General features: G+C 47.0%; 11 protein-coding genes. All 11 read left to right on the top strand.

Going from position 1 to position 10028, the window contains the following annotated elements; genetic code table 11:
- Positions 1-292 precede the first annotated feature (292 nt).
- The 11 genes from AAA946_RS16310 (at position 293) to rsmG (ending at position 10020) form a co-directional block, all read left to right on the top strand.
- Positions 293-1057, top strand: a complete 765-nt coding sequence (locus tag AAA946_RS16310; RefSeq protein ID WP_338165735.1) for an amino acid ABC transporter substrate-binding protein — start codon at positions 293-295, stop codon at positions 1055-1057.
- Positions 1058-1125: 68 nt separating this feature from the next.
- Entirely contained in the window at positions 1126-1797 is a 672-nt protein-coding gene (locus AAA946_RS16305; RefSeq protein WP_112460753.1) for an ABC transporter permease subunit, read from the top strand.
- On the top strand, positions 1794-2528 hold the full coding sequence (locus AAA946_RS16300) for an amino acid ABC transporter ATP-binding protein (RefSeq protein ID WP_338165734.1): 735 nt from the start codon (positions 1794-1796) through the stop codon (positions 2526-2528). The genes AAA946_RS16305 and AAA946_RS16300 overlap by 4 nt, the downstream gene beginning before the upstream one ends.
- Positions 2529-2749: 221 nt before the next feature.
- On the top strand, positions 2750-2887 hold the full coding sequence (gene rpmH, locus AAA946_RS16295; RefSeq protein ID WP_004400210.1) for a 50S ribosomal protein L34: 138 nt from the start codon (positions 2750-2752) through the stop codon (positions 2885-2887).
- Between the two features lie 9 nt (positions 2888-2896).
- Positions 2897-3253, top strand: a complete 357-nt coding sequence (rnpA, locus tag AAA946_RS16290; protein ID WP_338165733.1) for a ribonuclease P protein component — start codon at positions 2897-2899, stop codon at positions 3251-3253.
- A complete protein-coding gene (yidD, locus tag AAA946_RS16285) occupies positions 3220-3477 on the top strand; it encodes a membrane protein insertion efficiency factor YidD (protein WP_081941688.1) in 258 nt (85 codons plus the stop codon). The genes rnpA and yidD overlap by 34 nt, the downstream gene beginning before the upstream one ends.
- 2 nt (positions 3478-3479) lie before the next feature.
- Entirely contained in the window at positions 3480-5102 is a 1623-nt protein-coding gene (gene yidC / locus AAA946_RS16280; protein ID WP_338165732.1) for a membrane protein insertase YidC, read from the top strand.
- A 98-nt stretch (positions 5103-5200) separates the two neighbouring features.
- Positions 5201-6562: a tRNA uridine-5-carboxymethylaminomethyl(34) synthesis GTPase MnmE gene (gene mnmE, locus AAA946_RS16275; protein ID WP_338165731.1), complete on the top strand. Its 1362-nt coding sequence runs from the start codon at positions 5201-5203 to the stop codon at positions 6560-6562.
- Between the two features lie 23 nt (positions 6563-6585).
- The gene (gene mioC, locus AAA946_RS16270; protein WP_338165730.1) at positions 6586-7023 is read left to right on the top strand and encodes an FMN-binding protein MioC; all 438 of its coding nucleotides are present in this window, start codon (positions 6586-6588) and stop codon (positions 7021-7023) included.
- 472 nt (positions 7024-7495) lie between these two features.
- Positions 7496-9391: a tRNA uridine-5-carboxymethylaminomethyl(34) synthesis enzyme MnmG gene (mnmG, locus tag AAA946_RS16265; RefSeq protein ID WP_338165729.1), complete on the top strand. Its 1896-nt coding sequence runs from the start codon at positions 7496-7498 to the stop codon at positions 9389-9391.
- A complete protein-coding gene (rsmG, locus tag AAA946_RS16260) occupies positions 9388-10020 on the top strand; it encodes a 16S rRNA (guanine(527)-N(7))-methyltransferase RsmG (RefSeq protein WP_338165728.1) in 633 nt (210 codons plus the stop codon). The genes mnmG and rsmG overlap by 4 nt, the downstream gene beginning before the upstream one ends.
- Positions 10021-10028 lie beyond the last annotated feature (8 nt).

Below are 10028 nucleotides of genomic sequence, written 5' to 3'. Positions count from 1 at the left end.
CTAAGTTATTCACAATTTTTTCGGTCGATTTGGCTTGATCCGCACAAATTGCCCTAATTTTACTCACAAACGCATGCACAAAACACAGATCTACCCACAAAATGCGAAACATGATCTAACTTGTGTATAGATCCGTGTTCAAGCTGTCATCGAGTTTGATCAGTCTCTGAACAAAGATGAGCAAAAAGTCAGCGTTCAACCACGGATTTGTTATGGTTAATAACAACTCGTTATTTAACTTATCGACAGTTTTACCAGTAACATCCTCTCCATAATTTGAAGGAGTAGTAAAATGAAAAACTGGATTAAAGGCCTACTAACGGCATTAGCGCTTTCTGCAACCGTATCTCAAGCAGCATATGCTGCGACAGCACAAGAAGTGAAAGTCGGCATGTCTGGTCGCTACTTCCCATTTACCTTTGTTAAGCAAGACAAGTTGCAAGGGTTTGAAGTTGACCTTTGGGACGAAATTGGTCGCCGCAACGACTACAAAGTCGAGTACGTGACTGCGAACTTCTCTGGTTTGTTTGGTTTACTTGAGACCGGTCGTATCGACACTATCTCTAACCAGATCACTATGACCGATGCACGTAAAGCGAAATACCTATTTGCCAACCCATACGTGATTGATGGTGCACAGATTACCGTTCGCAAAGGCAATGACAGCATTAAAGGTATTGAAGACCTCGCAGGTAAAACTGTGGCGGTAAACCTGGGTTCTAACTTTGAGCAGCTACTACGTAGCTACGATAAGGACAACAAAATCAACGTTAAAACCTACGATACAGGTATTGAACACGATGTTGCCCTTGGCCGCGCTGATGCATTCGTGATGGATCGCCTATCTGCACTTGAACTTATCAAGAAGACAGGCCTACCTCTGCAGCTCGCAGGCGAACCGTTCGAAACGATTGAGAACGCATGGCCATTCGTGAACAACGAAAAAGGTCAAAAGCTGCAACAAGAAGTAAATGCGGCACTGGCAGACATGCGTGCAGATGGTACGCTAGCGACTATCTCTGAGAAGTGGTTTGGCGCAGATATCACTAAAAAGTAAGTGATCACTATTATTACGCCCACTACGCTTGTTAGTGGGCGTTTGTTTTTCTAGAAGTTGGTAACGTTATGGGATTTGATTTTCAATATATGCTGGAGCTGATGCCGATACTGCTCAAGTATCTTGGCACTACGATGGAAATGGCAGTATGGGGACTGTTGTTCTCTCTGATCTTGTCGGTCATCTTAGCGAATATTCGTGTTTTCAAGATCCCTGTCCTCGATCAGCTCAGTCAGCTGTATATCAGTTTTTTCCGCGGCACCCCACTTTTGGTGCAGCTGTTCTTACTTTACTACGGTCTGCCACAAATTTTCCCGTGGATGGTCGGACTAAATGCATTTAGCGCCGCCGTCATCGGTTTAACACTCCACTTCGCCGCTTACATGGCAGAAAGTATTCGTGCTGCCATCATCGGCATTGATCGCAGCCAGATGGAAGCGAGCTTGTCTGTGGGTATGACAACTAGCCAAGCCATGCGCCGCATTATTTTACCTCAGGCGACCCGTGTCGCTTTGCCATCGCTGATGAACTATTTCATCGACATGATCAAATCGACATCGTTGGCCTTTACGCTCGGCGTGGCTGAAATCATGGCCAAGGCTCAAATGGAAGCATCATCCAGCTTCCGCTTCTTTGAAGCTTTCTTGGCCGTGGCTCTGATCTACTGGGGCGTAGTGTTAGTGCTTACTCGCGTGCAACTGTGGGCTGAACAAAGATTGAACAAGGCATATCAACGATGATTAAACTGGAAAATATCCACAAGCAGTTTGGCGATACAGAAGTCCTGAAAGGTATCGATATTGATATCAAACAAGGGGAAATCATCGTCATTATCGGCTCAAGCGGCACCGGAAAATCGACGCTGCTGCGCTGCGTAAATTTTCTTGAGCAAGCAGACAAAGGCACGATCACCATTGATGATGTGAAGGTCGATTGTCAGAGCTACACCAAAGCCGAAGTATTGGCGCTGCGCCGTAAAACCGGCTTTGTATTTCAAAATTACGCTCTGTTCGCGCACATGACAGCGCGTCAGAACATTGCCGAAGGTCTTATCACCGTAAAAGGCTGGAAAAAAGACCAAGCGCTTGAAAAAGCACAGCAAATTCTCGATGACATCGGTCTAGGTGATAAAGGGGATCAATACCCTGCTTCCCTATCCGGTGGACAGCAACAACGGGTCGGTATTGGTCGCGCTATGGCGCTCCAACCGGAGCTGTTGCTCTTCGATGAACCAACTTCAGCACTCGATCCTGAGTGGGTTGGTGAAGTACTTAACCTTATGAAAAAGCTCGCAACTCAGCATCAAACCATGTTGGTTGTGACCCACGAAATGCAGTTTGCTAAAGAGGTCGCTGATAGAGTGATCTTCATGGCTAACGGCCATATCGTCGAACAAGGAACGCCAGAGCAAATATTCAATGATCCACAGGATATCCAACTTAAAAAATTCCTAAATCAGGTTGGGATCTAATAATGATCCTTGCGCTCTAGCTCACAAAAAGTATAATTCGCCGGCTGGAATTGAAGTTGAACTGATTATTGACTCTTGACGAGTCAGTGATTACAATTCCGCCTCTTTGTTGAGAGGCGTCGGATTTCCTCTCTATCTCTATATAGAGAAGAAGACGGGAAATAAGTCCCACGCCGGGTTCAACGAGAACCTAAAACTACTGATCAGTAAAGGTAATAACCATGTCTAAACGCACTTTTCAACCTTCAGTTCTAAAGCGCAAGCGTACTCACGGTTTCCGTGCTCGCATGGCGACTAAGAACGGTCGTAAAGTAATTAACGCACGTCGTGCTAAAGGCCGTGCTCGCCTTTCAAAATAATCTTCTATTTTGAAAAAGCATGCCTTTATTCGGGAGTTACGTTTGTTAACTCCCGAGCATTACCAAAATGTATTTAAGCAAGCTCATCGAGCTGGCTCCCCCCATTTCACCATCATTGCCCGCAAAAACTCGCTATCACACCCTCGTCTTGGTCTAGCGGTTCCTAAAAAGCAGATTAAAACAGCTGTCGGCAGAAACCACTTCAAGCGTCTGGTACGTGAAAGTTTTCGTAACAAACAACACGAACTTCCAAGCAAAGATTTTGTTGTAATTGCGAAAAAGAGTGCGCAAACTCTGAGCAATGAAGAAATGTTCAAACTTCTAGATAAGCTATGGCATCGCCTGTCTCGCCCCTCGCGTGGTTAGCAATCGGTCTCGTCTATTTTTATAGATGGGTCATCAGTCCTCTTATTGGGCCACGTTGTCGGTTCAACCCAACTTGCTCTCTTTATGCAATAGAAGCCCTTAAAGCTCACGGTTTTGTAAAAGGGTGTTGGTTATCAGGCAAACGTCTATTAAAATGCCATCCTTTGAATGAAGGGGGTTTTGACCCCGTACCACCAGCCCAAAAACAAGACAGAGATAAATAACGATGGATTCTCAACGTAATATTCTGTTAATCGGTTTGGCTTTGGTTTCTTTTTTGCTGTTCCAACAATGGCAATCTTATAAGAACCCAGCACCAGTTCCGACTCAGCAGACGCAAAGCAGTACTCTACCTGCGCCATCTTTCGCTGATGAGCATGATCCTGCGCCAGGCCACACTACAGCGGCCGCAGATAAAATCATCACAGTGAAAACCGACGTACTGACCCTAGGTGTGACAACTGTGGGCGGTGATGTTGTTACCGCAAACCTTAACGAGTACGCAACCGAGTTGGAATCTAGCGACCCGTTTGAGCTACTAAAAGACTCTCAAGGTCACCAGTTTATTGCTCAAAGTGGTCTGGTAGGCCCTCAAGGTATCGACCTGAGCAGCACAAGCCGTCCAGCTTACTCAGTATCTGCAGACAGCTTCACGCTGGCTGACGGTCAAGACGAGTTACGTGTTCCGATGACATTCGAAGCGAATGGCATCAGCTACACCAAAACCTTCATTCTTAAGCGTGGCAAATACGACATTGATGTTGAATACACGGTAAACAACAACTCTGGTCAAAATGCAACGTTCGGCATGTACGCGCACCTTCGTCAAAATCTTCAAGACAAAGGCGGCAGCATCACAATGCCAACCTACAATGGCGGTGCTTACTCAACTCAAGACACTCGCTACAAAAAATACAGCTTCGAAGATATGCAAGATCGCAACCTGTCTCTTAACCTGACGGATGGTCAAGGTTGGGCAGCGATGATCCAGCACTACTTCGCAGCCGCGTGGATCCCACGCGAAGCACCGGGTACTAACCTCTACACTCGCGTGATTGGTAACCTAGGTGATATCGGTGTTCGTATGCCAAACACGACGATTGCCGATGGCCAAGCAGCAACACTTACAGCGACGCTATGGGCGGGTCCTAAACTGCAAAGCGAAATGGCAGAAGTTGCACCAAACCTAGACCTAGTAGTTGACTACGGCTGGTTATGGTTCATTGCGAAGCCACTTCACACGCTACTGTCGTTCATTCAAGGTATTGTGGTGAACTGGGGTCTAGCAATCATCTGTTTGACCTTCATCGTACGTGGTGCGATGTACCCACTAACCAAAGCACAGTACACCTCTATGGCGAAAATGCGTATGCTTCAGCCTAAGCTGCAAGCAATGCGTGAGCGTATTGGCGACGACCGTCAGCGCATGAGCCAAGAAATGATGGAACTGTACAAGAAAGAGAAAGTAAACCCACTGGGTGGCTGTCTACCAATCTTGCTACAGATGCCTATCTTCATCGCTCTGTACTGGGCACTGATGGAATCGGTTGAGCTACGTCACTCGCCATTCTTTGGTTGGATTCATGACCTTTCGGCTCAGGACCCATACTTCATTCTGCCTCTACTCATGGGCGCAAGTATGTTCCTGATCCAGAAGATGAGCCCAACGACGGTAACGGATCCAATGCAGCAGAAGATCATGACCTTTATGCCGGTTATGTTTACCTTCTTCTTCCTTTGGTTCCCATCAGGTCTCGTTCTTTACTGGTTGGTTTCTAACATCGTGACGCTTATCCAGCAAACGCTGATTTACCGAGCGCTCGAGAAGAAAGGTCTGCACTCTAAGTAGTCCAAACCAATTCGATTAAATAAAAGGCGACCTTAGTGGTCGCCTTTTTCATTGACCATGATTACAATTTGGCTAAAGCACGGCGAATAGGCAATTCAATGACAACAGACACCATTGTGGCACAAGCCACAGCCCCAGGCCGCGGTGGCGTGGGCATCATTCGCGTTTCAGGCCCTTTGGCTCAAGAAGTCGCACAGCAAGTAACAGGCAAAACACTCAAGCCTCGTTACGCTGACTATCTGCCATTCAAAGATGAACATGGCGGCGAACTCGACCAAGGTATTGCGCTTTACTTCCCTAACCCACACTCCTTTACCGGTGAAGATGTGCTTGAACTGCAAGGCCACGGTGGCCCTGTGGTTATGGATATGCTGATCAAACGTATTCTGCTCATCCCAGGCGTTCGCCCTGCCAGACCGGGTGAGTTTAGTGAGCGTGCGTTCCTCAACGACAAAATGGACCTAACCCAAGCAGAGGCGATTGCCGACTTGATTGACGCCAGCTCAGAAGAAGCGGCGAAATCAGCCCTGCAATCACTGCAAGGTCAATTCTCAAAACGCATTCAAGTGCTGGTGGAATCACTCATCCATTTGCGCATCTATGTTGAGGCGGCGATTGACTTCCCTGAAGAAGAAATCGACTTCCTCGCCGACGGTAAAGTGGCGGGCGATCTACAAACCATCATCGACAACCTCGATTCTGTTCGCAAAGAAGCTAACCAAGGCGCCATCATGCGTGAAGGCATGAAAGTGGTGATTGCTGGACGCCCAAATGCAGGTAAATCAAGTCTACTCAACGCTCTGTCTGGTAAAGAGTCAGCGATTGTGACTGATATTGCTGGTACCACTCGTGATGTTCTGCGTGAGCACATCCATATTGATGGAATGCCACTGCACATCATTGATACCGCTGGCCTGCGTGATGCGTCTGACGAAGTGGAACGCATTGGTATTGAGCGTGCTTGGGAAGAGATCGAGCAAGCAGACCGTGTGCTGTTTATGGTTGATGGCACCACAACCAGTGCTACGGATCCAAAAGAGATTTGGCCTGACTTTATTGATCGCTTACCTGAATCGATCGGCATTACGGTGATCCGCAACAAGGTTGATGAAACCGGTGAAACTCTGGGGATCTGCCACGTTAACGATCCGACGTTGATTCGTCTTTCTGCACGTACAGGTGAAGGTGTACCTGCCCTTCGCGAGCACCTTAAGTCCATTATGGGTTTCTCTGGCGCAAGCGAAGGTGGCTTTATGGCACGTCGCCGCCACCTCGATGCCTTGGAGCGTGCTGCCGAGCACCTTGATATTGGCCAGCAGCAGCTAGAAGGCTATATGGCGGGCGAAATTTTGGCAGAAGAGCTGCGCATTGCTCAGCAGCATTTGAATGAGATCACCGGTGAGTTCAGCTCAGATGATCTCCTTGGACGTATCTTCTCGTCTTTCTGTATTGGTAAATAAGCGGTATTGAAAAAGGAACATCAATGATTCATATCATCACAGGCAGCACACTTGGCGGCGCTGAGTACGTAGGCGACCACCTTAGTGATTTGCTGGTAGAGCAAGGTCTAGAGACCACCATACATAACCAACCAGAGCTCACTGACATCCCTGCACAGGGCACTTGGTTAGTTATCACCTCAACGCACGGTGCGGGTGAATACCCAGATAACATTCAGCCGTTTATTGCTGCGCTGCAAGCGACCCCACCTCGCATGTCTGAAGTAAAATTTGCTGTAGTCGGTATTGGCGACTCCAGCTATGACACGTTCTGTGCGGCAGGAAAACACGCCCATTCACTGCTGGAAGATATCGGTGCTACACCGCTCACAGACTGCCTAGAGATCGACATTCTCAACGATCCGGTACCGGAAGATGCAGCCGAAGTTTGGCTCAACGAACACCTGAGCAAGTTTCAATAAGTAAATACAGCTCTGAAAAAGCGGCATAAGCCGCTTTTTTTACGCCTGTGAGTAACTTTTTCTACTAGACCAAGTCTGATTGCACACTATTTAACCTTTATATCTGTGGATAAAACATGATCTTTTCGGTGAAAAACCTATATTTATCCAAAGAACAAGTTTTGATCCCGCCAAGCCGTGTGTATAACTACCCTTTTTGATCCCAGCTAATACAGCGTCAGATCAACACTAGATCACAACAATCGATCTAAAAAAGATCCATGGTATTGTTGATCATTCTCGACTTATCCACAGAGTTCGTGGATCCTAATAATAGATCTAGTAAAAGATCATATATATAGATCTTATCTTTATATTCTTATTTCTTAGATCCAAAATGTTTTAAAAGCGATTTTCTCAATACCAGAAAAGCGGTAGAATACCGCTCCTTTTGGTTTGTCTATTTTTATCGATTGAATACTGAGGTCGGTTCATGCTTTATCACGAAACATTTGACGTCATCGTTGTAGGTGGCGGACATGCAGGAACGGAAGCCGCACTCGCATCTGCTCGTACTGGGCAAAAAACACTTCTGCTAACACACAACATTGATACGTTGGGCCAAATGTCATGCAACCCAGCAATTGGTGGCATTGGCAAAGGTCACTTGGTTAAGGAAGTCGATGCTATGGGTGGTCTAATGGCAGAAGCCATCGACCATGCTGGTATTCAATTCCGCACTCTGAATGCATCTAAAGGTCCAGCGGTTCGTGCGACTCGCGCCCAAGCAGATCGTGCGCTTTACAAAGCGTATGTCCGTCACGCGCTTGAGAACACACCTAACCTAACGTTATTCCAACAATCCGTGGATGATTTGATCGTTGAACAAGATCAAGTTCGTGGTGTGGTGACTGAAATGGGACTTAAGTTCCACTCACAGTCAGTTGTGCTAACCGTTGGTACATTCTTAGGCGGTAAGATCCACATTGGTATGGAAAGCTCATCAGGTGGTCGCATGGGTGATCAACCCTCCATAGCGCTTGCTCGTCGCCTTCGTGAACTGCCGTTTCGAGTGGATCGCCTTAAAACCGGTACACCACCACGTATTGATGCTCGCAGCGTCAACTTCTCTGAACTAGAAGTACAGCATGGTGATAACCCAACTCCGGTGTTCTCATTCATGGGTCAACGTACCCAGCATCCTACGCAGATCCCGTGTTTCATTACTCATACCAATGAAAGCACACATGAAGTGATCCGTAATAACCTAGATCGCAGCCCAATGTATGCTGGTGTGATTGAAGGTATTGGTCCGCGTTACTGTCCTTCGATTGAAGACAAAGTCATGCGCTTTGCGGATAAGAACAGTCATCAGATCTTTATCGAACCTGAAGGTTTGACCACTCATGAGTTGTACCCAAATGGTATCTCCACGAGTTTACCGTTCGATGTCCAAGTTCAGATCGTTCGCTCGATGAAAGGCTTTGAAAATGCACATATCGTACGTCCTGGTTACGCGATTGAGTATGATTTCTTTGACCCGCGCGATCTAAAACAAACCTACGAAACCAAGTTTATCTCTGGTTTGTTCTTTGCAGGACAAATCAATGGCACAACGGGTTATGAAGAAGCAGCAGCGCAAGGCCTGATGGCGGGTTTGAATGCAAGCTTGTACTCACAAGGCAAAGAGGGCTGGAGCCCACGCCGCGACCAAGCGTATATGGGCGTTCTGATCGATGACTTGTCAACGATGGGCACCAAAGAGCCGTACCGTATGTTTACCTCACGTGCTGAATACCGTTTGCTATTGCGTGAAGACAATGCCGATATTCGTCTGACCGAAAAAGCGCATGAGCTTGGTCTAATCAACGAGCAACGTTGGAGCCGTTTCAACGAGAAAATGGACAACATGGCGAAAGAGCGCCAGCGCTTGAAAGAGACTTGGATCAACCCTAAGTCTGAAGGTGTCGATGCCCTGAATGCCTTATTGAAAACGCCAATTTCGCGTGAAGCGAGCGGTGAAGATCTCTTACGTCGTCCTGAATTGAATTACTCACAGTTGACGGATTTGGATGCGTTTGGCCCTGCTCTTGAAGACAGCCAAGCAAGTGAGCAGGTTGAGATCCAAGTGAAATACGAAGGTTATATCCAGAGACAGCAAGATGAGATCGAGAAATCGATGCGTCATGAAAACACCAAGATCCCTGCGGATCTCGATTACAGTGACGTCAAAGGTTTGTCGAATGAAGTGATCGCTAAACTCAGCGAAGCAAAACCAGAAACCATTGGCATTGCATCGCGTATTTCGGGTATTACTCCTGCAGCGATCTCTATCTTGTTAGTTTATTTGAAAAAACAAGGCATGCTTAAGAAAGGTGAAGCGGCGTGAGCAACTTAAGAGTCAAACTGGATCAACTTATTGCGGAGACCTCACTTGAGGTCTCTGAACTGCAACGAGAGCAGCTTGTTGGCTATGTTCAGCTACTTGATAAGTGGAACAAAGCCTACAACTTAACCTCTGTCCGTCGTCCGGAAGAGATGTTAGTGAAACATATCCTTGATAGCATCATTGTTGGGGCGCACCTTGAAGGGGAGCGTTTCATCGATGTCGGTACTGGACCGGGATTACCAGGCGTACCGCTGGCGATCATGCATCCAACTAAGTCATTCACTCTACTCGATAGCCTTGGCAAGCGAATTCGCTTCATTAAGCAGGTTGCGCACGAACTGAAGATTAAAAATGTCAGTCCAGTCCAATCTCGAGTGGAAGAATTTGACGCAGGAGAAGGGTTTGATGGAGTATTGAGCCGTGCATTCGCGTCGATGACAGACATGGTGAATTGGTGTGAACATTTACCAAAACCAGAGTCTGGTCGCTTTTATGCTTTAAAGGGTCAACTTCATGATCAGGAGGTCTCTGAGCTACCACCATGGTGTTCTGTGATCGAAATCAAACCTTTGCAAGTTCCTGAGTTGGAAGGTGACCGTCATCTTGTAATCTTATCCAAGAAGGGATAACGGAGAGC

Origin of the sequence: Vibrio sp. 10N (assembly GCF_036245475.1) — a bacterium.
GTDB lineage: Bacteria > Pseudomonadota > Gammaproteobacteria > Enterobacterales > Vibrionaceae > Vibrio.
The sequence above is the reverse complement of the archived record's forward strand: the minus strand, read 5'-3'. Positions and strand labels throughout refer to the sequence as shown.